The sequence below is a fragment of the Bacillus sp. FSL W8-0920 genome, assembly GCF_038593215.1.
Lineage (GTDB): Bacteria > Bacillota > Bacilli > Bacillales > Bacillaceae > Bacillus > Bacillus pumilus.
The window spans coordinates 3,760,793-3,787,113 of sequence record NZ_CP151974.1 but is presented as its reverse complement, the minus strand read 5'-3'; the positions used below and the strand labels follow the sequence as shown (position 1 = coordinate 3,787,113).

Annotated in this window: 19 protein-coding genes; 6 read left to right on the top strand and 13 right to left on the bottom strand. The window is 42.8% G+C overall.

Translation table 11 applies throughout. The features are described from left to right. The first annotated feature begins 302 nt into the window (after positions 1-302). Genes NSS78_RS19410 through rplI form a run of 3 tightly spaced genes read left to right on the top strand, consistent with a single transcriptional unit; the run spans position 303 to position 3,697 of the window. Complete coding sequence (locus tag NSS78_RS19410) at positions 303-1,241, top strand: YybS family protein (RefSeq protein ID WP_327840798.1); 939 nt, start codon at positions 303-305, stop codon at positions 1,239-1,241. Between the two features lie 30 nt (positions 1,242-1,271). After that, positions 1,272-3,251, top strand: a complete 1,980-nt coding sequence (locus tag NSS78_RS19405) for a DHH family phosphoesterase (protein ID WP_003214961.1) — start codon at positions 1,272-1,274, stop codon at positions 3,249-3,251. Further along, on the top strand, positions 3,248-3,697 hold the full coding sequence (rplI, locus tag NSS78_RS19400; protein ID WP_044139055.1) for a 50S ribosomal protein L9: 450 nt from the start codon (positions 3,248-3,250) through the stop codon (positions 3,695-3,697). The genes NSS78_RS19405 and rplI overlap by 4 nt, the downstream gene beginning before the upstream one ends. 40 nt (positions 3,698-3,737) lie before the next feature. Here the strand turns inward: rplI and NSS78_RS19395 are convergent, their stop codons facing one another. The 13 genes from NSS78_RS19395 to NSS78_RS19335 form a co-directional block, all read right to left on the bottom strand. Then, the gene (locus tag NSS78_RS19395) at positions 3,738-4,952 is read right to left on the bottom strand and encodes an MFS transporter (RefSeq protein WP_309217788.1); all 1,215 of its coding nucleotides are present in this window, start codon (positions 4,950-4,952) and stop codon (positions 3,738-3,740) included. Positions 4,953-4,974: 22 nt separating this feature from the next. Then, positions 4,975-5,121 carry a YycC family protein gene (locus tag NSS78_RS19390; protein ID WP_003214589.1) on the bottom strand — a complete coding sequence of 49 codons (147 nt, stop codon included), beginning with the start codon at positions 5,119-5,121 and terminating at the stop codon, positions 4,975-4,977. Positions 5,122-5,193: 72 nt separating this feature from the next. Then, the gene (locus tag NSS78_RS19385; protein ID WP_309217786.1) at positions 5,194-5,928 is read right to left on the bottom strand and encodes an alpha/beta hydrolase-fold protein; all 735 of its coding nucleotides are present in this window, start codon (positions 5,926-5,928) and stop codon (positions 5,194-5,196) included. 78 nt (positions 5,929-6,006) lie between these two features. Then, a complete protein-coding gene (locus NSS78_RS19380; protein ID WP_309217784.1) occupies positions 6,007-6,972 on the bottom strand; it encodes an ABC transporter substrate-binding protein in 966 nt (321 codons plus the stop codon). 98 nt (positions 6,973-7,070) lie between these two features. Next, positions 7,071-8,693, bottom strand: a complete 1,623-nt coding sequence (locus NSS78_RS19375; RefSeq protein ID WP_212046512.1) for a helix-turn-helix domain-containing protein — start codon at positions 8,691-8,693, stop codon at positions 7,071-7,073. 124 nt (positions 8,694-8,817) lie between these two features. Continuing rightward, positions 8,818-9,045, bottom strand: a complete 228-nt coding sequence (locus tag NSS78_RS19370) for an MbtH family protein (protein WP_003215360.1) — start codon at positions 9,043-9,045, stop codon at positions 8,818-8,820. Positions 9,046-9,065: 20 nt separating this feature from the next. Next, a complete protein-coding gene (locus NSS78_RS19365; protein ID WP_327840805.1) occupies positions 9,066-16,214 on the bottom strand; it encodes a non-ribosomal peptide synthetase in 7,149 nt (2,382 codons plus the stop codon). A gap of 15 nt (positions 16,215-16,229) precedes the next feature. Beyond that, a complete protein-coding gene (locus NSS78_RS19360) occupies positions 16,230-17,138 on the bottom strand; it encodes an isochorismatase family protein (RefSeq protein ID WP_212046514.1) in 909 nt (302 codons plus the stop codon). A 19-nt stretch (positions 17,139-17,157) separates the two neighbouring features. After that, complete coding sequence (locus tag NSS78_RS19355; protein ID WP_212046515.1) at positions 17,158-18,777, bottom strand: (2,3-dihydroxybenzoyl)adenylate synthase; 1,620 nt, start codon at positions 18,775-18,777, stop codon at positions 17,158-17,160. A 24-nt stretch (positions 18,778-18,801) separates the two neighbouring features. Next, positions 18,802-19,983 (bottom strand): isochorismate synthase DhbC, encoded by a 1,182-nt coding sequence (gene dhbC, locus NSS78_RS19350; RefSeq protein WP_212046516.1) that lies wholly within the window; start codon positions 19,981-19,983, stop codon positions 18,802-18,804. A gap of 26 nt (positions 19,984-20,009) precedes the next feature. Next, a complete protein-coding gene (locus NSS78_RS19345) occupies positions 20,010-20,795 on the bottom strand; it encodes a 2,3-dihydro-2,3-dihydroxybenzoate dehydrogenase (protein ID WP_212046517.1) in 786 nt (261 codons plus the stop codon). Between the two features lie 7 nt (positions 20,796-20,802). Beyond that, on the bottom strand, positions 20,803-21,681 hold the full coding sequence (locus NSS78_RS19340) for an alpha/beta hydrolase-fold protein (RefSeq protein ID WP_106030145.1): 879 nt from the start codon (positions 21,679-21,681) through the stop codon (positions 20,803-20,805). 567 nt (positions 21,682-22,248) lie between these two features. Next, the gene (locus NSS78_RS19335; protein ID WP_137054103.1) at positions 22,249-23,106 is read right to left on the bottom strand and encodes a hypothetical protein; all 858 of its coding nucleotides are present in this window, start codon (positions 23,104-23,106) and stop codon (positions 22,249-22,251) included. Positions 23,107-23,214: 108 nt separating this feature from the next. Here NSS78_RS19335 and NSS78_RS19330 point away from each other — a divergent pair, with 108 nt between their 5' ends. The 3 genes from NSS78_RS19330 to NSS78_RS19320 all read left to right on the top strand — a co-directional run bounded on the left by NSS78_RS19330 (position 23,215) and on the right by NSS78_RS19320 (position 26,300). Then, positions 23,215-24,171, top strand: coding sequence for a DUF4885 family protein (locus NSS78_RS19330; protein ID WP_058013213.1), 957 nt, complete (start codon positions 23,215-23,217; stop codon positions 24,169-24,171). A 221-nt stretch (positions 24,172-24,392) separates the two neighbouring features. Then, the gene (gene dnaB, locus NSS78_RS19325; RefSeq protein ID WP_003214779.1) at positions 24,393-25,757 is read left to right on the top strand and encodes a replicative DNA helicase; all 1,365 of its coding nucleotides are present in this window, start codon (positions 24,393-24,395) and stop codon (positions 25,755-25,757) included. A gap of 129 nt (positions 25,758-25,886) precedes the next feature. After that, positions 25,887-26,300, top strand: coding sequence for a VOC family protein (locus NSS78_RS19320; RefSeq protein WP_003214623.1), 414 nt, complete (start codon positions 25,887-25,889; stop codon positions 26,298-26,300). The last annotated feature ends 21 nt before the right edge of the window (positions 26,301-26,321 follow it).

The following is a 26,321-nucleotide window of genomic DNA, read 5'->3' as shown; positions in this document are numbered from 1 at the left end:
GTGAATTCTCCTTCTTACATTTATTGATGATGCTTCTATTCTAACAGCTTTTGACCTTGAATTCAGGGTTTATAGCTAAGAATAATCTAAAAAATTGTAACATGCTGTTTGAAAAGTTGCATGTACGAATCGATATCAGTGTTCCACGTGAAACGCTCCTAAGATAGCCTGCATTTTACTTGCGATTTACCGCTATGGTAAAATAAAGGTTGGGGTAAGACATGGTGTAGCTTACATCGTACGTATACATAGAAGGACACAATGAGCAAGATATAGTAAAAGGATTAGATAGAGGTGAAGGTGTGAAACAAACAAAAGCGTTAGTAGAGGGCGCTATCATGATCAGTATTTTCTCTGTCATGACGCTGTTTTATTTGTATGTGCCGCTATTATCCATTATTTTCTTTCTAGCTGCTCCGATTCCGATCATCCTCTATACAATCAGGCACGGCTTGAAAAAAGGAATTGCTGCTGGCGCTATTGGGATAGTGATCAGCTTTTTAATTGGATCTATTAATGGACTCATGACGGCGCCAATTCTGATTGCTGTCGGATTAGGCATGGGTGTTTTCTACAGCAGACGGCAGCCTGGAAATGCCATCATTGCAGGTGCGCTGACCTATTTATTCAGTTTCCTTATCTCCTTTGTTGTCAGTGTTCAGCTTTTTCAAGTCGATATTATGAGTGTCGCGAAAGAGTCGATTGAGCAAATGATTCCAATGTTAGAGAGTGCCTTAAAGCAATCCGGCGCTTCTGAGCAGGACATTGCGAAGCAGCTGAAGCAGTTCAGAGAGATGCAGGATGCTGCATTGAGTGCTTTACCTGTCGCGCTGTTGATGTTAGTTACGCTGACGGCGTTCGTGAACCACTGGTTTGTGAAGCCTCTGATCAAACGGTTTGTCAAAGACATGCCAGCCTTGAAGAAATTTAAGGATATGCGGCTGCCAAAAAGCATGGTATGGTATTATTTACTCACACTGCTTTTGATGCTGATTCAGACGGAAAAAGGCAGCTTTTTATCGCTCGTTCAAACGAGTGCGTTTCAAATTTTATTTATACTGGTGCTTATTCAGGGATTTTCTTTTATCTTCTATTATTGCCACGAAAAAAGCATCTCAAAAGCGGTGCCCATTTTCGCTATCGTGTTAGGGGTTCTCTATCCGCCAGTCAGTGTGATTGTGCGTATTATAGGGATTGCTGACATAGGCTTTGATTTAAGAGAAAAAGTAAAAAACAAATAATTCACTCTGAATGTTGAGGAGTTGATATCAGTGCCAAGCTTCTATAGAAAACCTGTCATCAAGTATCCGATCATCGCTTTGATTTTCCTTGCGGTGGTCACAGTCCTCCTCAACCTTTATTATAATTGGATCATAGGAGCGGTTGGTCTTTTAGTCCTTGCAGGTGTGCTCTACTTCTTAAAGTGGGCAGATACGCAAGTGCAAAAAGAGATTGATTCATATATTTCAACATTATCCTATCGAGTCAAAAAGGTTGGAGAAGAAGCATTAATGGAAATGCCAATTGGTATTATGCTGTTTAATGACCAGTATTATATCGAATGGACAAATCCATTTCTCGCTTCGTGTTTTCATGAAAGCACGCTTGTCGGCAGATCCTTGTATGATACATTCGAGTCCATTGTGCCTCTTATTAAACAAGAGGTCGAGACAGAAAATGTGACGCTGAATGACCGAAAATTCAAAGTCATTATTAAACGGTCAGAGCGCCTTTTATATTTCTTTGATGTCACAGAACAGGTACAAATTGAAAGACAGTACGAAAATGAACGAACGGTGTTATCTTATATCTTTTTAGACAATTACGATGATGTCACGCAGGGTCTTGACGATCAGGTGCGCAGCACCATTAATAGTGAAGTGACGTCTCTGTTAAACAATTGGGCACAGGAATATGGCATTTTCCTGAAGCGAATTTCGTCCGAACGATTTATGGCGGTTCTAAATGAAAGCATTTTAGCAGAGCTGGAAGCGTCGAAATTCTCTATTCTAGACGAGGTCCGTGAGAAAACAGGAGCGCATAGTGCGACGCTTACCTTGAGTATCGGGATCGGTGCGTCCGTACCTTCTTTAAAAGAGCTTGGGGCACTTGCGCAGTCGAGTCTTGATCTTGCCCTCGGACGAGGCGGGGATCAGGTAGCCATTAAGCAGCCGAATGGAAAAGTGAAATTCTACGGCGGAAAAACGAATCCAATGGAGAAACGGACACGTGTACGCGCACGAGTCATTTCTCATGCTTTAAAAGAAATTGTTTCTGAAAGCGGAAATGTCATGATCATGGGGCATAAGTTCCCAGACATGGACTCAATCGGTGCATCCATTGGGATTTTAAAGGTCGCCCAGGCTAATGGGAAAGAAGGCTATATTGTCATTGATGCCAACCAGATTGGGGACAGTGTTCAACGTTTGATTAGTGAAATTAAGAATTATGAAGATCTTTGGTCACGTTTTATCACCCCAGAGGAAGCCATGGAGCTTGCGAAGGATGACACGCTGCTTGTGGTCGTGGATACACATAAACCGTCTCTCGTCATGGAAGAACGACTACTCAATAAAATTGAAAATATCGTGGTCATTGACCATCATAGACGCGGCGAGGAGTTTATCCGTGACCCATTACTTGTCTATATGGAGCCGTATGCTTCATCCACAGCAGAGCTTGTGACAGAGCTTTTAGAGTATCAGCCGAAGAAATTGCGCATTAACATGATTGAAGCTACTGCGCTTCTCGCAGGGATCATCGTTGATACGAAGAGTTTCTCGCTGAGAACGGGATCAAGAACGTTTGATGCAGCATCCTATCTTCGTGCGAAGGGGGCAGATCCTGTCCTTGTGCAAAAATTCCTAAAAGAGACCGTCGATCATTACATCAAACGGGCAAAGCTCATTCAGCATACAGATCTGTATCAAAATCAGGTGGCGATTGCTTCATTACCGTCAGACAGCTCGGAGTATTATGATCAAATCACGATTGCCCAGACGGCAGATTCCCTGTTGTCAATGAGTGAGGTAGAAGCGTCCTTTGCTGTCGCTAGACGAGATGACAACACGGTGTGCATTAGTGCGAGATCATTAGGAGATATCAACGTCCAAATTATCATGGAAGCGTTAGATGGCGGCGGTCATTTAACTAACGCTGCAACCCAAATGTATGGTATAACCATTGAAGAAGCGGTAGAGCAGTTAAAAGCTGCCATTGATGAATATTTCGAAGGAGGGGTTCAAAGATGAAAGTCATCTTTCTAAAAGACGTAAAAGGCAAAGGGAAAAAAGGCGAAGTCAAGAATGTAGCTGACGGATACGCTCACAACTTTCTCATCAAACAAGGGTTAGCAGTTGAAGCAAACCCAACGAACCTAAGCGCATTGGAAGGGCAGAAGAACAAAGAGAAAAAGAATGCCATCCAAGAGCTTGAACAAGCGAAACAATTAAAAGAAACACTTGAGGCGCTAACAGTGGAACTAACAGCAAAATCAGGTGAAGGCGGCCGTCTGTTTGGATCTATTACAAGCAAACAAATTGCTGATAAATTGCAAAAAGATCATCAAATCAAAGTCGATAAGCGCAAAATCGAGCTGAATGACGCCATCCGTGCATTAGGTTACACAAATGTACCGGTGAAGCTTCATCCAGAGGTACAAGCAACATTAAAGGTACACGTGACAGAACAAGCATAAACCGAAAAGAACCCGTCTCATGAGGAGGCGGGTTCTTTTTTTATGATGGATCTGAAATATAGACGCTTCGTCCGGCTCGCATACCGGATATAAACATGAAAAATAGGATGATGATAAAGATGATAATGGATGGCGTCCATGTATGTGTGAGATCAAAAAGGATACCGATCATGAAAGGACCAACGGCGGCTAATAAATAACCGAGAGACTGCGCCATTCCGGAAAGGGCAGCGGCTTGCTCCATATTGGTCGTCCGTAATCCGATAAAAGTGAGCGCCAGACTGATGCTGGCACCTTGTCCAATGCCGATCAATAAAACAGAGATCACAAGAATAGGCGTCGATCCTCCGAGAAGAAGCCCAATCATGCCAAGTAAATACACAAGGACAAGGCCGAAGACAAGCGGTCTTTGTGTTTTTAATTTTTCCGCGAAAACAGGCGTTAAAAAGGTGGATGGCAGCCCAGCAAACTGCATAATGGACAGCATCCAGCCGGCTGTCGACAGGTTCATTCCATGTGATGTTAAAATATCAGGAAACCAGGCGATGCTGCTATAAAAAAGGAATGACTGCAAGCCCATAAAAAAGGTCACCTGCCATGCGACACGCGAACGCCATATCGGCTGCTCTGTGAGCGAAATGCTTTTGACGGCCGCTGTGTTCTGATGAAGAAGCTGCGGCGCCCAGACCATCATCGCGAGAAGTGCAAGGCCAGCCCATACGAGGAATGAAGTATTCCAGCCGCCAGGCATTGCATGGCTGAGCGGAACACTGACACCTGATGCAAGTGCCGCAAAGACGGACATCGAAGTCGTATACACGCTCGTCATCAAACCAGCATGTGCAGGAAATTTATGCTTCACAAGCCCTGGTAAAAGCACATTACATATCGCAATCCCGACACCGACAAGCGCGGTTCCCACCATTAAGAAGGTGATCGAGCCAAACGAGCGAATCACAATCCCAAATAGAAGGACAGCAAGCCCAAGCCAAAGGGTTCGTTCATTGCCAAGACGCTTTCCGATTTTAGGTGCAATTGGAGAAAGCAATGCGAATGAGAGCAGTGGTAAAGTGGTGAGAAAACCCGCAAGTCCATTTGAAAGCTGCAAATCGGAACGAATGGCGCCGATGAGAGGTCCCACGGACGTAATGGCAGGCCGCAGGTTAAATGCAATGAGTAAAATCCCAGCAATCAGCAGGATGGTTTGTCCCTTGCTGCGGGGATGTAATGTTGATTGTTCTAGTTGTTGTTCCATGAATGTAAACTCCTTTATTTCTTTAAGAAGAACGATCTTTCTTCTGTTCAAGTTCTGCTAGTTTAGCGATTAAGATATGCTGCGGCATATGCATGATTTGTTCAATGGGTACATTAAGTGATGCCGCAAGTTTTTGTGCTGTATCGGCTGAGATTTGTAAAGGTCTCATACGCAAATCCCTCCTCTTTCAATCTATAGGTTCCAATATATCATATCGGCTTTGTGCCTTGCAGATAAAAAATTAGAGTTCTCTTTGATAAAACCACTTTAGGGCTGATAAGAAATTTTTTTGAAATTGTTTCAGATGATGGCCCTCCCCTTGTTCGATGTGATAGTGCAGCTGCCATTCCTGCATCCCTTTCTGTAATAAAAGATCATGTAGTTGTTTATTGAATAAAGACATGTGCTGTTGAGCAGATGTTTTGCCTTTACCTTCTTCACTGCCCACAGACAAATAAATAAGGTGATCCACATACTGAATGCTTTGTTGTTTAGCAAACGGCAGAAAATCTTGATACCAAAATGACCCAGAGATAGATGCGATGTTTTTAAAAAGAGTAGGGTACATCAATAAAGTATAAATTGCAAATAGCCCACCTAATGAAGCACCTATGTGACTATGTTCATGACAGGTCTGTTTGACTGGATATTTTCTTTTGATATATGGGAGCAAGTCATTCGCTAAAAATGACACATACGTCTGTGCCTCGCCTTTAAAGTCAGGAAACCCAGAGTGCAGTGATGACGCCTTCCATGGTGTATACTCGTCAAGTCGATTGAAGGGGTGTATGCCGACAATGATGATTGGAGAGATGGTTTTGGCTTCGATCAGTCTTTCGATCTCTAGCAGGTGTGTTCTAAACAAAGAAGAGCCATCTTGTACAAAGACAGCTGGAACATTAATAGAGGTGTCCTGTGGAACGTAAATATCAAGCTGACGCCCGTTAAACTCGTCATATAGAAACGTTCCGTTCATATGTATTCACTCCTCAAGATTCTCAAATAAGCTGAAAAGAAGACAAAGGGCTAAACATTAACCCTTTGTCTTCTTTTTTTAGTTGTTTTTCTCTAACCATTTGACGGCCTTATCAAGGAAGGTTGTTTTGCTTAGTGCAGTTCCTCCTTGAAGCATAGGATCAACGACATTTTCATTGATGTGCCCATTTTTCACAGCTTTTAGGCTTGTCCAAATTTTATTTTCCTCTAAGTCCTTTAATGCGTTAGGTTTCGATGAGTTTTCCTCTTTAGAGAACTGAACGAAAATATAGTCAGGATTGAGTTCGCCCAGGCGCTCCAATGAAATCAATGCTTGTGCTTTGGCTTTTTTGATATCATTTGGTGCTGTAAATCCTAAGTCCCCATATAAGGTAGAGTTGAAGTATACGTCTTCAGGGTACACGTACAGGTCGCCTTGTCTAATGCGTAAAATGACAGCTGTTTTGTTGCTGCTTTTGTCTTTCAGGGTTTCTTTCGCTTGTTTGAGGTCTTTCTGATAATCAGAAATGATGTTTTTCGCTTCTTCACTTTTTCCAGTAAGTGTACCGAGCAATAAAAGATTGCTTTCCCAGTCAGAAGAGACATGGGATACTGGGATCGTTGTTTGGACTTTATCCAATTTTTTAATTGTTGCAGGTGGAAACTTTGTTGATCCGAGTATCACGTCTGGTTTTAGTTTTAAGATTTTTTCTAGATTCGGTTCCGTTTTTTCACCGATGCCTTCTGTTTTCGCTGTGATGTCTTTAAATAATTCAGGGAATGTGCCGCCTACTGTAGAAGCACCAATAGGCTCGATATTAAGTAATTTGGCATCTTCCATTGATTCTAGGCTTCCAGCAATGACAATTCGTTTCACTGGCGTTTTGAGTTTGTACGTTTGATCTAAGTAATTGATGTTTGTTTCTGCTATTTCAGCTGACTTGCTTTTGGTTGTGTTTGAAGCAGGTTTATTTTCTGCAGCACCACAGGCAGCTGTGGTGATCGTCATGATACAAAGGATAAGCAATGCTAACCATTTTTTCATTTGTTTTCTCCTTTAACTGATAATTGTTCTCAATTAAAGATTGTATTAGGCTTTTGTCCTTTTATCCATAGACAATTCTCTGTCAAATGATGGACTTTTTACGGAAAAAAAGATAAAAGGTCCTGAATGACTCGTTTATGACTGGCTGCTGTGTATTCACGCCAAGGGTCAGATGCTAGTGGATAGACTGCTTGTTGCGTCACAGCTTTGAGATTTTGCCAATCTTCCTGTTGCTTTAACTTTTGATAAAAAGCAAGGGTTTTTGGCTCCTTATGCAAGTAGAGGAAGATGGCGTCTGGATCTAGCTGTTGTATGGAGCGAATGGTGATTTTCTTTTCTATTAGCTGTCCATCATTCTGAAAAGCTGGCAGAAGACCAATATCATGAAAAATCACTTCTGACATGGTGCGATTTACAGACAAGTAGAGTTGATCTTGAAAGATACGAAGAGGCAGGACGGTTTTTGGTGGATGATCAAAAAGGCATGTCTTTTTCGCCTGAATGACGAGCTCCTCATAATGAATCAACCATTCTTCTGCTTCCTTCGCTTCGTTTAGGAACATAGCTGTTTGTCTGAATTGAGTGCGCCAATCCAAATGGGTGAATGGAACAAAGTGAACAGGACAGATGGTTTTCAACACTTGTTTTTCTTCCTCTGTCACATGATCATTGGCAATGATCAGCTCAGGTTTTGTTTCCTTTAATTGCTGTAAATTGGCTTCAGCGTGCTCATTGATCCGATGTGCACTCAGGTGAATCGGGATTTCTTCTGCATGATGCTCAAAATCATGTGCTGTCCATTTAGGGTGAAGAGGGGCAGCATACGGGATGATATGAATGGGTGTGAGCTGACCGAGTATGGAATGGCCATAGGCTGCAATTTTCCGCTGACGGCTTTTCATATAAGTAGAAGGGGTCATGCCCGTTTTTTTCTTAAAGATGCGGCTAAAGTAATAGGGATCTTGATAGCCGATTTCCAGTGCAATGTCTTTGAGCTTTGCGTTGCCTTTTGCCATTAGCTGTTTGGCTCTAGCCATCCTTTTCTTGGTGATATAATCAGTGACACTCACATTAAAATGCTTTTTAAATAGCTCACTGTAATGATTGGCGCTGATGCCAGCCATTTGAGATAGACTTGTAAGGCTGAGGGGTTCTTCGGAATGTTGATCAATATATTGTTTTGTTTTGAAAAGGGCATGTGTCGTGTCACAAATATCTTCATTATGCAGTGTGAAAAGCTGCAGGATGAGCTGTTGAAAAAGGGATTGGCTTCTAAAAAAGCTAACGGATTCATGTCTTTTCCATTCCTCTGTCATTTCGGACAGTAAAGAATGAATTTGTTCAATTGAGCTAATATCGATAAATTGCCATACATTCAGTAAAGACCGGGCATGTTCAGTTGATACTTCTTCTATGTGTTGACCTTGCGGCGTGTACATTTGAAAGCGAAGCAGATAGAGCTCGTGTTTTTGATAAGGCTTTGTTTTTAACATAAATGTCTCATTAGACAGAATTGTATAGAGCGTTAGATTTTTCAATCGCCATTTTTGATCGTTCAGCGTGAGTAAGCCGCTGCTGCTTATGCTAACGAGGAGGCAAAATGTATCTGATAACTGCTGCTCCTTATGCGGAAGCTCTGCATTCTTTATTTTTTCAGCAAATGTCAATCGATAGATGAATTGTTCGGCATTTGCCATTGTACGTAATTGATTGTTTCCCATAAAACCACCTGATCTCTTATTTGTTGATAAACATTCTCAATTAAATTGTAGCAGAAAGAGCTGGAAAGATGGTGATGTTTATTCTGTCAAAAAAGCACCCTGAGTCAGATCAGGGCGCGATGATTTAGTCTGTTTTTCCATGTGCTAGCGCAGGTTCTTTTGTTAAGCTTAATGGCCGTAAGTCCTGCCAGTGTGTCTGGATATAATCGATGCAGGCATTTCTAGTGTCTTCACCAAAGACCTTTTCCCACCCATCTGGCACTGGTGCAAATGATGGCCAAAGTGAATGCTGTCCTTGTTCATTGACAAGCACAAGAAATACACCGTCTTCACGATCAAAGGGATTTGTCATTTGTCATCTCTCCTTTATTCTTAGTGCTTTTGTTTGACCCGATGCAGAGCGTTGTCTAAGATGACACCAATTTCTGCTAGGGGTTTAGGCTGGCACATGTCTTTGTGCCGGCAATGAATGTCGTGCTGTTCAATGGTTCCGTTGATATAAGGTGCCCATGCTTCGGGATCAATTGGTGTAAACCAATCTGGGATAATGGTAGATCTAAAGAATAATATGTCCCCATGATAAGTTTTTGGCTGATATTCTCCGAGCAATCGAACTGAATTGACATAGGTTTCCTTTAGATTTCTAATGGCATCTTCACTTAAGCTTGCTAGTGCACTGCCGTCTTTCTTCAAGATGTCGACAGCACTTTTCATCGTGAGTGGTTCACCTGTTAAGGTATCTGGATCATAACCCCCGAGTGCAAGAAGAGCGATTAGTGCTTCTTCTTCATCGGGTGCTTCTTTAAGCGGTAAGAAATGGTTTGGATAGGCATCTAGCATCGCAACGAGAGCAATTTCTTCACCTTGCTGCTGGAGCTGTGTAGCCATTGCCTGTACAACGTTTCCGCCTAGTGACCAGCCAAGAAGATGATAAGGACCTTTTGGCTGAATCGTTTGGATGTGCTTGATGTAATCCGCAGCCATATCATCTAGTGTGTGCGGGTAGTCATCTTTTCTTGCGATTCCTCTTGCCTGTAATCCATAAATAGGAATGTCTTTCTCTAATGTATTCAAGAGACCTGCATAGCACCAGCTAAGACCACCAGCTGGGTGAACACAGAAGAGAGGATATCTTTCTCCATTTGTTCGTAGCGGCAGCAGGATTTCTAGTGCGTTTTCATCGCTTCCTGTTTCTAGTTTCTCTGCCAAACTTGCAACATTTGGTGCTTCAAACAACGTTCCGATGCTTAGTTTGACACCAAGTGCATCACGAATGCGGCTGATTAAACGAACCGCAAGTAATGAGTGCCCGCCAATATCAAAAAAGCGATCGTCAATGCTGATTTTTGGCAAATCAAGCACCTCTTCAAAGAGGTGGCATAGAACTTCCTCTTTCGGGTTTCTTGGGCCGCGGCCATCCGTTTGCTGTATATGCAATTGAGGTGCCGGTAGTGATTTTTGATCAAGCTTCCCGTTTGCTGTAAGTGGCATCGTATCAATCTGTACATAAGCCGCAGGCACCATGTAATCAGGAAGACTGGCTGCCGCAAAATGGCGAAGGGTCTCTGTATCGAAACGGTCTTCTTCAGTTGTGACGATGTATGCGACTAAGCGTTTGTCACCAGGCTGATCCTCTCGCATAATGACTGCAACTTGTGCAACTGCATCGTGGCGTGATAGAACGGCTTCGATTTCTCCAAGTTCAATTCTAAACCCGCGTATTTTAATTTGATGATCAGCTCTGCCAATGTAATCAAGTGCCCCTTCTTCTGTCCAGCGAGCGAGGTCGCCAGTTCGATACATCCTTGTGCCAGGTGCTCCATAAGGATCGGCAGGGAATCGATCTGATGTCAGGTCAGGCCTGCCTAGATAACCTCTAGCCAAACCAGCTCCAGCTACATACATTTCACCTGTCGTCCCAGGTGGAACAGGCTGTAGGTATTCATCAAGTACGTACACGTGTAAATCAGGAATCGGTTTGCCTATTAAGCTGCTGGATTTCTTTGCGATCATGTCTCGATTGAGTACATTGTACGTAACGTGTACGGTGGTTTCTGTAATGCCGTACATGTTAATTAGCTTTGGCTTGCAGTCTGAGTGACGGCTGTACCAATCTTCTAATCTGCTAAGCTCTAATGCTTCACCGCCAAAGATGACATAGCGGAGTGATAATGCTTGACCAAGTGTTTGTTGTTCCTTGTCTATCTGCATGAGCTGATAGAAGGCAGAAGGTGTTTGATTAAGCACAGTCACACCTTCATCGACTAGAAGCTGCAGCATCTCTTCTGGAGAACGAGAGATGGTATGAGGAACAATGACAAGCCGACCGCCATATAAAAGGGGCCCCCATATTTCCCAAACTGAAAAGTCAAAGGCATACGAATGGAACATTGTCCAAACATCCTCTTCATTGAAATGGAACCAATGTTCAGTAGATGTCAGAAGACGGATGACATTTTGGTGTGGGATGACCACTCCTTTTGGTTTCCCTGTAGATCCGGATGTATAAATAATATAGGCCGGATGCAGAGGAGATAGCGGCTCAATTCTGTCTATATCAGCCGGATTGTGATTTGGCGTAATCTGTAATTGATCATTTGTTTCTTTTTCGTCTAACAAAATCAAATCGCAATCAGCAGGGAGATGCAATGCAGCTGCTTTTGTTGTGATGCTGCAAACTGGTTTGGCATCTTCTATCATGTATGCCAGCCTGTCTGCTGGATAATCAGGATCAAGCGGAACATAGGCTGCGCCTGCTTTATGAACGGCTAATAGGCTGACGAGCATATCGATTGATCTAGGCAGGGCAAGTGCAACGAACTGTTCTGGTCCAACGCCTCTTTCTATTAATAAATGAGCAAGACGATTGGCTTTGTTGTTTAACTCTTCATAGGTAAGCTGCCACTTGCCATCCGTTACTGCCACTCGATCAGGATATTGCTGCACCGTTTTTTCAAATAAGGTCGGGAGACGAAGTGCTTGGTCTAACTGAGCGAATGTCTTTTTGTCAGGTAGAAATGTTTGCCGCTCTTTATCTGATAAAATGTTCACTTGACCAATCGGCAGATGTGGGCGCTCAGCTATCTCTGTTAAAAAGCGCTTCATTCTGGCAGCGATTGCTTGAATGGTACTTTGTTTAAATACATCTGTGCTGAATTCAAACAATCCTGTTAATCCTGCTGCTGACCCAGTTTCAGTTCTTTGTTCTGTTAATTCGATGGTCAGATCAAATTTAGCTGATCCTACTGGTTTCACGTAGAGGTCTGAGTCAAGTTGTGTCAGCTTCATTTCCGCCTTCGGTGTATTTTGGAAGGCAAGCATGACCTGGAACAATGGATTGCGTGATCTGGAGCGGTTTGGATTTAGAATTTCCACTAGCCGTTCAAATGGCAGATCCTGATGCTCATAGGCTGCTAAGTCAACGTCTCGCACTCGCTTCAATAGCTCACTAAAGGTTGGATTACCAGCTGTATTTGTACGTAATACTAGTGTATTCACAAACAATCCCACAATGTCGTCAAGTGCATCGTCATTCCGCCCAGCAATTGGACTGCCAATAGGGATATCTGTTCCCGCTCCAAGACGTGTCAGTAATGCTGCAAGTGATGCTTGAAGCACCATGAACAAGCTCACCTGATGCTGCTTTGCAAGTTCAAGGAGCAGCTGGTGTAAAGCGGGCTCAATCGTAAAGTCGATCGTAGCACCGTTGAAGCTTCCTTCCTGTGGACGCGGGTAGTCATAGGGAAGCTCCAGTTCTTCAGGCAGGTCATGTAAGGCACCTGTCCAATAGGTAAGCTGCTTGGCAAATAGACTATCCGTCTCTTCCTCACTGCCCAACAGCTTCTGCTGCCAAATAGCATAGTCAGCATATTGAACAGGTTCGGCTGGCAAGGAGATTGATTTTCCTTGTATACGGGCTTCGTAAGCAGCAGCTAAGTCTCGTGTCAATGGTGCAAGTGACCAGCCGTCACCAGCGATATGATGCAGCAATAAAAGCAGCACGGATCGATTTGCATCAAGTATGAATAATTCAGCTCGAAGTGCAGGTTCTTCTTCAATATTAAAGCTATAGCGAATGGCTTCATTTAACTGATTATCAATTTGTTGATCACTTGAAGCTGTGACGTGGAGTTCAGGCTGAACACTTTTCGGGTGTAAAATAACCTGTCTTGGCATGCCGTTCTTATTTGGAAAGATGGTTCTAAGGGTTTCATGTTTTTCAGTGATATCTGCTAAAGCACCACTGAGAGCTTTTTGATCTAATGTACCTGTCAGCTGAATGACAAGTGGAATATTATAAGTTGGACTTGGACCTTCAAGGCAATGAAGGAACCAGAGCCGTTTTTGGGCAAAGGATAATGGAATTTCATCTGGCTTTTTTTCTACCTGCAGCGGCGGCCGAATGTCCTTTGCTTTGTCTAAGTGCTGTGCAAGTTCAGCGACTCGAGGTGATTCAAAAATGGTGCTCATGCTTAGGTCTGCACCGAATGTATCGCGTATACGTCTAAGCAGACGAGCGGCAAGTAAAGAATGTCCGCCTAAATCAAAGAAACTATCATCTATGCCAATTTGAGATAGACCAAGGGTTTCTGCAAATAAACTACATAACATGTCTTCTTGGGGTGTTCTAGGTGTACGCTCAGAACTAACTAAAGACATATTTGGCACTGGCAATGCTTTGCGATCGATTTTGCCGTTTGGTGTAAGTGGAAGTTCCGGCAAAAAGACAACAGCAGAAGGCACCATGTAGTCTGGAAGTAACGCAGCCACAAACTGCCTAAGCTCTGAAGGGTGAAGAGAAGAGTCGTCTGTCAGTACAACATACGCACAAAGGAGCTGTTGTCCAGGTTGATCCTCCCGAACGATAACAGATGTATGCTTTATGGCTGGGTGCTGCATAATAACTGTTTCAATTTCACCTAGTTCAATACGGAAGCCGCGAATTTTAATTTGATGATCAGCACGGCTAATATAATCAATCGAGCCATTCTCACGCCATCTGGCTAAATCACCAGTGCGATACATTCTCGTGCCTTTTGTGCCGAATGGATCAGCGACAAATCGTTCAGCCGTTAAGTCATATCGTCCAAGATATCCTCTGGATACTCCTTCACCTGCAATATAAAGTTCACCGATTGATCCTGCTGGGACTGGGTTTAGTCCTTCATCTAAAATGTAAATGCTCGTATTCCAAATGGGTTTGCCAATCGCCGGTCCACTATTCTCTCGATGTGCTGTGACATTTTCCATGGTAGACCAGATCGTCGTTTCTGTAGGTCCGTACAAATTGGTAATGTCGCATTGAAGAGATTGTAATGTGTGCAAAAGGGAGGCAGGGAGTGCTTCTCCTCCAACAAGAACACGCATACCTGTTATCACGTCAGGGTAATCATCTGCTAACGCATGCCACAACGTTGGTGTTGCCTGCATGATTGTGACATGATGAGAACGAATCATGTCTGAAAGCTTTGCTGGTTCTTGTATCGTTTCTTTTTTTGCTAATAATATAGCGGCACCATGTAAAAGCGGGAGGAACATTTCTAGCCCGGAAATATCAAAGGCAATGGTCGTTACCGCTAAAAGCTGGTCCCCTTGATCTAATAAAAATGAATCTTGCATAGACAATATAAAGTTGATCACATTTCGTTTTGTTACAACAACACCCTTTGGTTTGCCTGTCGATCCTGACGTGTAGAGGATGTAAGCCGGGTGATGCGGGGAGCCTTCGCTCCAAGTCGGATTAAGGCGCGGACTGCCAGCTATCTCCTGATGAGTAGTTGCATCATCCAGTTGAATGATGTGTGAATGGTCAAAACGATCTGCTGTCTCTTTGACTGTGAGCAAGCACGCCGGTTTGGCATCTTCTAGCATATAGGCGACACGATCGTTAGGGTAATCAGGGTCTAGTGGCAGATATGCGGCTCCTGTCTTGATAACGGCTAATAGACTTACGACCATATCGATGGAACGAGGCAGAGCAATTGCGACAAATTGTTCTGGTCCAATGCCGCGCTTTTTCAAATAATGAGCCAATTGATTTGCCCGCTGATTCAACTCTTCGTAGGTCAAAGTGATTTCTTCAAACTGTAATGCTTTTGCTTGTGGTGTTTTGCTGACTTGTTTTTCAAATAGTTCCCGTAAAGATTCTTTTGGTAATTCTCGTTTTGTATCATTCCAGTGCTTGAGAATGTTCTCTTTTTCTTCAGACAAAAGAAGGTTGAATTGACTGATCGTCTGATCTTGCTCTAGTCCGGTTATTTCCTCCAGCAATTGAAGAAAACGCTGCTGATGAGCGTCAATTGTTTGCTCTTTGTAAACGGCAGGGTTTGCATCAAAGTCGATTTGAAATCCGTTCCCATCTGCGCGGTCGTATATGTTGATCGATAAATCATCTACCGGGCCTGCTGAAAGATTATGTGCTTGACCAATGCTCTGATCGAACTTGAGATCGTAATCAAATGGCATGATATTGATCTGCGGGCCGAATAATCGTTGATTTCTTCCGATGAGTTTAAAGTCTCTCCGCATGTCTTCATGACGATATCTTTGATGAGGACGAATGGCTTTCAGTTCATCAGATACTTGGCGAACAAGTGCTGAGAGCGTCATTTCTGGTTTGCATGTTAAACGAAGCGGTACCAGGTTCATGACCATTCCGGGTGTTTGCAAGGCGCACGATCCAAGGCGCATCATAACAGGTAATCCTAAAACAATATCATGTGCACCAGTCATACGATGCATATATAGAGCGGATGCCGCAAGAATCATTTCATGCCACGTACCACCGAAAAATTGAGCATTTTTTTTCATTTTGCTTACCTTTTCGGCATCGAAGCTAGCCGTTTTGCGGATAAAATGATCCGACGTTCTTGGGGCAAGCTCAGCAAGGCTGACAATTTCAGGTTGATCAGCAAAGCGATTTTTCCAAAAAACTCGATCATCTTCATACCGATTGGACTGTTGATAGGTGATCTCCTCTTGGACTACGTCAAGTAAGGCTCCAAATGTTTGAGGAGGCACAGGTGTCCCTTTCGATAGGGCTGAATAGACCTCAGCAACACGGCGTGCAATGAGCGAAAAGGCGAATCCATCAATGGCAATGTGATGAATGCGCTGATACCAGATAAAACGGTCGTCAGCAAGTTGAAAAAGTACTTCACGGAATAATACATCTTTCTCTAAAGAGACTGGCGTTGCAAGGTCTGTCTTCATCCATGCTTTAGCCGCATCAAGCGGCTGTTTTTCATTTTGTAAATTGATAGATTGAAATGGAATCTCTTTCTTAGATATCAACCATTGCTTTGGACCGTCAGTATCCTCAACGAAGCGCATATACAAGGAATCTGCTTCTAAGACAGTCTTTCTAATGGCTGCTTCAAAGTGTACGGGATCAATAGGACCTTTAATATCTATATACTCAGCTGTATTGAAAATAGGATTAGATGGATCAAGCTGCTGCGCATACCAAATGCCTGATTGGGCACCGGTTAGTGGGAATGAATCGACTGACTGGATCGACAAGGGTCTATACCTCCTTTACAAGTAATCGATATTTGGGATAGATGGCTGTTTTTCTGGGAAGAGAAGAGTCCGCCAAGACGTGAGCGTTGGATTAGCTGCAAGCTCAACGAAATTGACTGTCGCTCCTTGCTGTCTCCATTTTTCCGCTAGACTCATCATTCGAATAGAATCAAGTCCAAGATAGACGAGATTCTCGTCAAACGGTATTTCATTCGGCTCGATTTGGAGATACTCAGCTACTTGGTGAACGATAGCATCAAAGGATAGATCATCACCGTCTGCTTCCTGTCCTGTTAAACGACGAATGATTTGGCTTGTCGTTGTGGTTACTGCACAGCGTTCAGCTGCATAGGTCATTGCCATTTTGTGATGCTTAAGTGAAAAGTCAGCGACGGCATCGGCGACAAAAAAGGTTTCAATATCGAGCATGAATGCTTCTGCGGCTGTCAGCATACAGCCAATATGTGCATATACGCCAGTAATGATCAGTTGATCACGCCCGCCTTCGTGAAGAATATCTAAAAAATTGGATTTTTTGAATGCGCTATAACGCCATTTTGTCAGCATTGTATCTGCTTCAGATGGAGCAAGCTGATCAATGATTTTTGTCAATGCTTCATCATCACCAAGTCCAGGCCCCCAAAAATCTGTTAATAAGGCACGATCCTTCGGGTCTTGGTCACCAGGTTGAGCTGTATAGACGACAGGAATGCCAAGTTCTTTGCATGTATCACGTAATTGTTCAATATGCTGCACTAACTCTGTGATCGGTGAAGTATCTTGTTGAAATGCATTTAAAAAATATTGCTGCATGTCATGTATTAGCAGGACAGCGCGTTTCGGATCAGGGATCCAGTTCACTTTATTTTCGGGTAAATCTTGTATGCTTGGCATTGGATACGCAGGAATAGTAGGGATTGCCATGGTTTTCACTCCTCTTTTTTTATACGTTGGCAGTATGGATTGAAGCTAATTCTCTTAATGCTTTTTTACTGACTTTGCCTACACCTGTTTGTGGGAACGCCTCGATCCATTCAATGCGGTCGGGAATTTTATAGGCAGCGAGCCCGCGTTCTCTTAGAAATGACTTTAAGGCGTGTGGTGCTGGCTTGTTGTTTCCTTTCGCAATAACAAAGGCACATGAGCGTTCGCCAAGAAACGGATCTGGCATGGACACCATGGCGGCATCATGAATGTCAGGATGCGCAAGTAAATGATTTTCAACTTCTTCAGCGGCAACCTTTTCGCCGCCACGATTGATTTGATCCTTGTCTCTGCCTTCTACTACCACATTTCCTTCTTTTGTTAATCGCACGATGTCACCTGTTCTGTAAAAGCCATCGGCTGTAAATGCTTTCTTGTTTTGTTCATCGGCTTTATAGTAGCCGCGAATCGTATAAGGTCCTCTTGTTAAAAGGTGTCCAGCCACTTCATTCGGGACGGGCTTGTCCTCATCATCTACCACTAGTACCTCATCATATTCAGACATCGGGCGTCCTTGTGTGTGGATAATGACATGTTCAGGATCATTCAATCTGGTATAGTTGACCAGACCTTCTGCCATGCCAAAAACTTGCTGTAACTTACACCCAAGGGCAGGCATCACTCGTTTTGCTGCCTCGGCGCTTAATTTAGCACCACCGACTTGTAAAACCTCAAGACTCGATAAGTCATCTGATCGATGTGGAGCGGCTTCTAGCCAGATCAATGCAATAGGCGGAACGACTGCGGTAATTGTTGCCCGTTCTTTTTCAATGAGTGGAAAGACGACATCAGGACTTGATCCAGGTGCAAGAACGACTCTTCCACCTGCGTATAACGTCCCAAGGACTCCAGGCGAGCTTAATGGATAGTTGTGCGCAACTGGAAGTGTAGCTAAATACACACTATCTTTTGTGAGCTCGCACACCTCATTGCTTTTCCAAAGACTATACATATAGTCATCATGTGTACGAGGTATGAGCTTAGAAAGGCCTGTGCTACCTCCTGATAACTGAAGAAATGCAATATCACTTGCCTCTACATGAATTTGAGGATCAAGTGCTGGGTCCTTGCGCAGATCATCCAAGTCAAGGAATTCCTCAGCCTTCCCTGCAACAATGACATGAGGTAATGAGGGAAGCTTTTCTTTCACTTGACGTGCGAGTGATCGATAATCAAAGCCATCATGGATATCTGGTATGACATATGCATCTGCTTCGGCAAACTCAATAAAATAAGTGATTTCGCTGCTTCTATGAGATGGCAGTGAGAAGACGGGTAAAGCACCGATTCGAAATAAAGCGAAAATGACTTCAAAAAAAGCAGGAATGTTAGGAAGCTGCACGACAACTCGACTGCCCTTTTGAATTCCAAGCTGATGGAAACCGGCGGCAAGACTGCTGACGCGCTCATCAAGTTCTTGGTAGCTCATGTGCGTATCAGCGTATGTAATCGCAGTTTTATTCCTTAACGATACGGCGCGTTCACGAAGCATACCGCCAAAGGTTTCTCCACGCCAACAGCCGTTTTCACGGTAGCGTTTTGCAAATTCTTCTGGCCATGTAGGTGGTTGAACAAACATGTTTTTGTCATCTCCTATGTATTTTTATAGCTGGTGGATGCCCATCGCACGAAGCATCGTGTTAAATTTTGCAGATGTTTCGGCTAGCTCTTCTTCTGCCTTAGATCCTTTGACCACTCCTGCACCAGCAAAGAGGCGAAGGGATTGACCCTCAGCTTCTGCACAACGAATGGTGACAATCCAATCACCATCACCATTTGCATCTGCCCAGCCGATCATTCCTGTGAAAAATCCTCGATCGAAGGGTTCAATTGCTTGGATTGCTTCACGTGCATCTGCTGTAGGTGTTCCGCATACTGCGGGTGTTGGATGAAGGCTCAGCGCTAAATCAATTGAGGATACACTGGAATCTGCTAATTCACCTTTTACGACAGTAGATAAATGCCACATCGTTTCTGTTTGTATGACGGATGGTGATACAGGCACTTCTAACTTACGACAGTAAGGAGCAAGCGCTTTAGTGACAGCGTCGACAACCACTGCATGCTCGTGTAAATCCTTCGCTGAAGTAAGGAGTTCATCGTGACGGCGCTGGTCTTCTACTGGATCTGAACTACGCGGCCGAGAACCAGCGAGCGGATTGGAAATCACAGATGAACCCGTTTTTGAAAGAAGCAGCTCAGGACTTGCCCCAAGAAGTGTGCGCTTTTGGGGAGACTTCGGATCAGCTACATTTGCAGCAAACGTATAGCCAGTCGTATTGTGACGAGCCAGCCGCTCGAGTATTGCTTTCGTATGAATGTCTTGATTTGATTTGAGATGGAGAGATCGAGAAATGACGATTTTGCTAAGCTCTCCTTTTTCAATTTTAGCTAACCCTTCGTTCACACCATTCATGTAGACTTCAGGAGAAGGGACAGGTGTCACCTCATAGGATGGCGATGTCACTTCCGATTCCTCATCACCTTGATGAAATTCGAGTGGATCACTAAACTGTACATGGATTGGCACATTTAAACGAACGGGTTGCGCCGGATCAAACGGAACAGCACCAGCAATAATTGGTGATTGAATACCAGCTTGTTTGGCAGTGTCAAATACGTGCGCTACCCTTGTGGAGAGTTCATTGAGCTGATTGGTTTCAATATGCTGGAAAATCCCTTCTGCAAGTATTGTACGTTTAGGGGAAGCAAGGAAAAAAGCGCCTGGCTGATAGTCTTGAATCAACTGTACTTTTTCTTCTGACGGCAATAATGAATGTTTCATGAAAAGGCCTCCTTTTTGATGAAATGCTAGATTCCGAGTGTTGCGCCACCATCAATCGTGAGATTCTGCATCGTAATATGACTGGATTGTTCAGATGCAAAGAAGATGACTGCATCAGCGATGTTTTGAGGATCAGCGATTTTTTGTAAAGGAATACCGGTTTTATACGTCTCTAATGACCCTTTGATCACATGGTCTGCGCCTTGTTCATCAGACCATAAAGCCCATTGCATAGGTGTTGCGGTAGAGCCAGGAGAGACAACATTGCATCTGATTCCATAGTCTGCTAGCTCTAATCCAAGCGTTTTTGTAAAGGAAGTAGCTGCTGCCTTTGAAGCGGCATAGGCAGCCATATTCATTCTAGGAATGGCACCTGCGTTAGAGCTGACGGTCACAATGACCCCTGCTGATCTTTTCATCATGTATTTGGAGACAGCTTGTGATACATAAAAGACACCATGTGTGTTGACTGCGAAGGTTTGTTGCCAGTCATCTGCACTAAGCTGGTCAATAGAACTGATTCGAAGAATGCCTGCTACATTGACTAGTAAATAAATGGGTCCAAGCTGTTTTTCAATTTGATTGATCATGTGCTGAACAGATGCTTGATCGGTAATGTCACCTGGATAGGCAAAGGCACGTAAGCCTTCATCATTCATTTGATGGACGGTGCTTTGAAGCTGATCCTCATTTGCGTCAACTGCTGCAATGATCGCACCTTCGTCGGCTAGTCTTTTTGCGACTGCTTGCCCGATACCTTGCCCTGCGCCTGTGACAAGGGCAATCTTTTGAGATAGACCACTATGTTTCATACGTTCACTACCTTTCTTTCATGTCTGTGGTTGTAAGATCATCATGATAGAGCGCAAAACGAAAAGCGTAATTCATCAGCACCGGTAAAACGGACGTATGTCCTTCTTCAGGGAACTCGTGATAGGCCGTATGTAAGCCATATGAGGATAAAGGCAGCATACGATTTGCTAGTGACTTTGCATGAGCATTCATTTGACATGGATGATGTTTTTCTAACTCACCTACACCTACAAGCAGCCTGACATTCATAGGCACCTGACGTATGCGGTTGGTGAATTGGTGTTCTTTTTCTAGAAATAAATTTTTGTTCCAGTGGATAGAAGGACTGCCTGCAATATATGTCTGATAAGCATCAGGGTGCTCAAATAGTGTGTGTAATACAAAAAGACCGCCAAGAGAATGCCCAAACAGTGTTTGACGACTTAAATTGATCGGAAAGCGTTGCTCGATATAAGGCTTCACAGTCTTTTCTAAAAAAGAAAAGAAAGCAGAGGCCCCACCATATGTATGGATGGAGAAGTCTTTTCTTTTGCCCCCGATGGAAGCGTCAGGGCTGGTAAGAGTGAGATCATAATGCCTGAGCGGATGATAGGGCGCTTCTGTCTGATAGCCAATTCCAACAATGATGGCAGGTACAACACCTGTTTTTTCAGGTCTTCTTGACTGTAAACGAATGGCTTCGACCATTGTGCCAAAAAGTGAATTCCCATCAAGCACGTACATGACTGGAAAACCAGCCGCTGGAGGAGTAGTATTCGGTTTAAATATAAAAAGTCTGTATGGGTGTGCTGTGATATCTAGTTGCTCCGTCCCGGGTATAAAAAAAGGACGGCTTTCTCCGAAAAAAGAATCCTCAGTACCCATTCCTTCAGGGCGTTTGGACATATGTGACAAATCTCCTTCCTCAAATTCGACTCTCATAAGATGATAAAAGCAGGCTTGTAGCTATTGGATGAGTGTAGTACTTGAAGAATGGCTTCTCCAAATGAAAATGATTCTCAACTATCCGCAAGCAAAACAAATGATAATGGTTATCAATTATGAAGTCAAATGTTCATCAAGTTGTGTACTTGATTTTTTTATTATAATATTCAGAAAATAAAGGACTAACTCACTAACAAATGATTTGAAATAGGGAATATCGGACCTTGTCATTTAAAAATAGGAGAAATGTCAAAAGACCTTGACTGCCTCGGAATTTTTACCATTTTCTTCTGTTTGATACAGGAATAAATATGGGCTTTTCTTCTTGAAATGATTTTGAGGAAAAATAAGTCTATAGACTCATTTGTATTTTTAGGGACATTGAGGAGGATTTTGCGAAAAGTAGGTGATCTCATATCTCAAAACTGATTCAATAGTATGCACAGCTTTTTTAAGAGTGGCGAATGATAACAATTAAAAAAAGTAAGGGATGTACCCTTACTTTTTAATTCTGTAAACACCATTCAATTAGAATCCATCTGTGACATCATATTCGTAACGGATATCGGCTTTGACATTGCTCATAGTAGATCTCGCTGTAGCCTTTGCGTTGTACTTAAAGCTCCATTTTTGCGCGACTTTTAATTGATCTTCAAGAGAAATACGGTAAGAACCACTTGTTGCAGATGAAAAAATGGATTCGTTCCAAATCTTGTTTTCATCAGCCATCAGCTTGTGAGTAACATTTCCTTGGTTAGGCGATTGTGTACTCGTTGTTGAAATTGATTTAACGATTGCACTTCGGGGAATAGCCGTATGATTAGTTAAATCCATTGTAATGACTGAAGAATCAACTCCTAAAAAATTCAAAGAAGTATTCCCCAAGTTGGTAGCGGCCCCCGTAAAGTTGAATGTCCCATTTCCAGATTTAATTCGATCTTGAATGGAGACAGTAAAATACATATTCCCTGTATATGTACCACGGGTCACTTTCACAAAATAGGTTTCTGAAGTTGAAGTAACGTCACCAGTATTAGCAAAAATAAATGGTGTAATTGAATCAGGATTTATAACCTCGGACCCTGTCATAGATTGTTTTGAATTATACACTTCTATTTTCATACCTGTATAATTCTTATCATATGAGCTTCGCACATAAACCCTTTCACCCTTATTGATCGTGAACTGATAATAAGCTTCATTTTCACCTTCAGGTAAGATTGTCGTATCTGGACGACTATATTTCCAATATCCCATTGAGCTTGCTGTGTTAGGACTGTTATTTCCTGTAATCGCTGCTTCTGCTGAATTAGGTGCAAAAAAACTAGTAACAAGCACTAATAATAATGCAGGTAATAAAAAACGTTTGAAGATAGTATTTGTCATATTTTAACCCTCCTTGTAATAATTACTATATCGGATCAAAACTAACAAATTTTAACTGAATTGCCGATATATTTAATAATCACTAATTTTTCAAAAAGGAGAATCAAAATGAATATTAATACGTCATACAGGGCAGCTACTTCAAACACTCATAAAGAAACAGATTCTAAAAACCAATCGACTATTAAAAGCACAAACGAGACGATGACCGAAGCAGATAAACGAATGAAGATACTTGATGAGAAATATCAAAAAATTAATGAACAAAATAAAAGATTCAATGATCCTCAAGACCACATATATAATAAGTATAGAAATCCATACTCCTCTTATTTCAGAAGTGATCTAACCAAGTCTGAAAGAGAAGCTGCGTACACTATGGAAATGAGTTGGGCAAGGAATAATAAGGGTGGGCAATATGACTTTAATGACGCCATCTTCCGTAACGAAAAACGGTACGATCCCACCCAAGAAAGCGTAGAAAAGAAAATATTCAATCGACAAAAGGTCAACGAACAATTGCAAGATTTATTCTCTAAAAACGGTATAACCATTCCTAAAAACACAAATTTAACTTTTACCATTGACCCAAATCATTTCAAATTAGTGGTGAGTGGATCAACAGATGAATCGCTGACCAAACAAATAGAAGACCTATTAAATACAAGCAACAATACAAGAGAATTGTTTTTCCATATTATGAAAAGTAGAAATGATGATTCTACTCAATTCACGCCTGATTCTCTTGCAAAGTTCCATCTTGTGAATCAAATCAAAACGGTCACAGGCTACAATTTAAAGGATTTAAGCATTGTAAATGGTCAATTTGTAACGGATAAAGGGACGAATATTTTTGATATATACAAAGAAGATCTCCTGAAAAACCCATACACAGCAGAACATGCACGAATTGCCGCTTCACATTACGGAGCACAGCTGTTTGATCTAGCGAAAAACGGGTTTGATTCTATTCCCGATTTGGTGTTATCAATTGGTTATCAAAACGGGTCTTTACATGACATTGGGCAAAAAGAAAATTATGGAGTGAAGAAAACGATCGATTAACAACATGTGAACGGTAACAGATACAAATCCCATTAGCGGCAATGAAGGACTCTATAACAATTGATGTTACAGGGTCTTTTCTATTGAGATGCGTTGGTTGGCTGTTCAGCGAAACATCCTCATGGTAATTTTGACTATAGTCGATGTTTTTCACTTTTTTATTGATGAAAATGTTAAAATGATGAGTAGCGTATTTTTTTTATGAAAGGACGGTGCTTGGCATGACGGAACTTCTCGATGACCGGCTGCCGCCGCAAAATATAGAAGCCGAGCAGGCCGTATTAGGTGCTGTTTTTTTAGAACCATCTGCGCTCACGCTCGCTTCTGAGGTATTAATTCCAGAGGATTTCTATAGAATGTCGCATCAAAAGATTTACAATGCGATGCTTGTACTTGGTGATAGAGGGGAACCGGTCGATCTTGTTACGGTGACTTCTGAACTGGCCAATACAGATTTACTAGAAGAGGTAGGCGGGATTTCGTATTTAACCGATATTGCGAATTCTGTCCCAACTGCCGCAAACATTGAATACTATGCAAAAATTGTAGAAGAGAAATCAATTTTAAGACGTCTGATCCGCACGGCGACAACCATTGCACAGGATGGGTACACGCGTGAGGATGAAGTAGAGGATCTGTTGAGTGATGCTGAAAAGACCATTATGGAAGTGGCGCAGCGTAAAAACTCAGGAGCCTTCCAAAACATTAAGGACGTGCTTGTTCAGACATATGATAATATTGAACAGCTTCATAACCGAAAAGGCGATATCACAGGGATTCCAACAGGTTTCTCCGAGCTTGACCGGATGACAGCTGGATTCCAGCGAAATGACTTAATTATTGTAGCGGCTCGTCCATCAGTAGGGAAAACAGCCTTCGCATTGAACATCGCACAAAATGTTGCGACCAAAACGGACGAAAGTGTCGCCATCTTTAGTTTAGAGATGGGGGCTGAGCAGCTCGTCATGCGTATGCTTTGTGCAGAGGGGAATATCAATGCACAGAACCTAAGAACCGGTAATCTGACAGAAGAGGACTGGGGCAAGCTGACAATGGCGATGGGCTCGCTATCAAATAGTGGGATTTTCATAGATGATACGCCTGGAATCAGAGTAAGTGAAATTCGTTCGAAATGCCGCCGCTTGAAGCAAGAAAACGGTCTTGGCATGATCCTGATTGACTACTTACAGCTCATTCAAGGGAGCGGACGATCAAGCGATAACCGTCAGCAAGAGGTTTCTGAAATCTCTAGGGCATTAAAATCACTGGCAAGGGAGCTTGAAGTTCCAGTTATTGCTTTGTCTCAGCTTTCACGTGGAGTAGAGCAGCGTCAGGACAAACGTCCGATGATGTCTGATATTCGTGAATCAGGAAGTATTGAGCAGGATGCCGATATCGTGGCATTCCTTTATCGTGATGATTACTACGACAAAGAATCAGAGAATAAGAACATTATTGAAATCATTATTGCCAAACAACGTAACGGTCCAGTTGGTACAGTATCACTGGCGTTCGTCAAAGAATATAACAAATTCGTCAACCTGGAAAGAAGATTTGACGATGCGGGTGTTCCGCCCGGTGCTTAAAGCCCAGCTCAAGAAGCTGGGCTTTTTTTGATGGATCTACATCGAAAGAATGATTGAAAAACGGTCGAAATGAGGAGGAGAGAAAGACAGAGAAATCGTATACTAAAAGGAGAAAAGGAGTGATGACTGATGAAATTTCAACAGTTCGAAGCCGCTCAATTACGCATCGCACGCCCAACCGTCAACATGGAAGAGGTTGTGTCCTTTTATGAAGAAGGCTTAGGGCTCAAACGAATAGGCTCGTTTGATCAGCATGAAGGATATGACGGCGTCATGCTGGGACTTCCTCATCAGCATGTTCATTTAGAAATCACGAAGCATGAAGAAGAAGAAAGTCTGCCCTCCCCGCATCCAGAACAGCTTCTTGTGTTCTATATTCCAAATGCTGAGGAATTTCAGCAAATGAAAGAGAGGTTGATCTCATTTGGCGGACGGCAAGTCACCTCTACAAATCCATATTGGGAACGGGGAGGAGCAACCATTGAAGACCCAGATGGGTATCGCATTGTGCTCATGAACACAGATGGAATCACCCCCGTTTAAAAAAAGACTCCCATGCCCGGG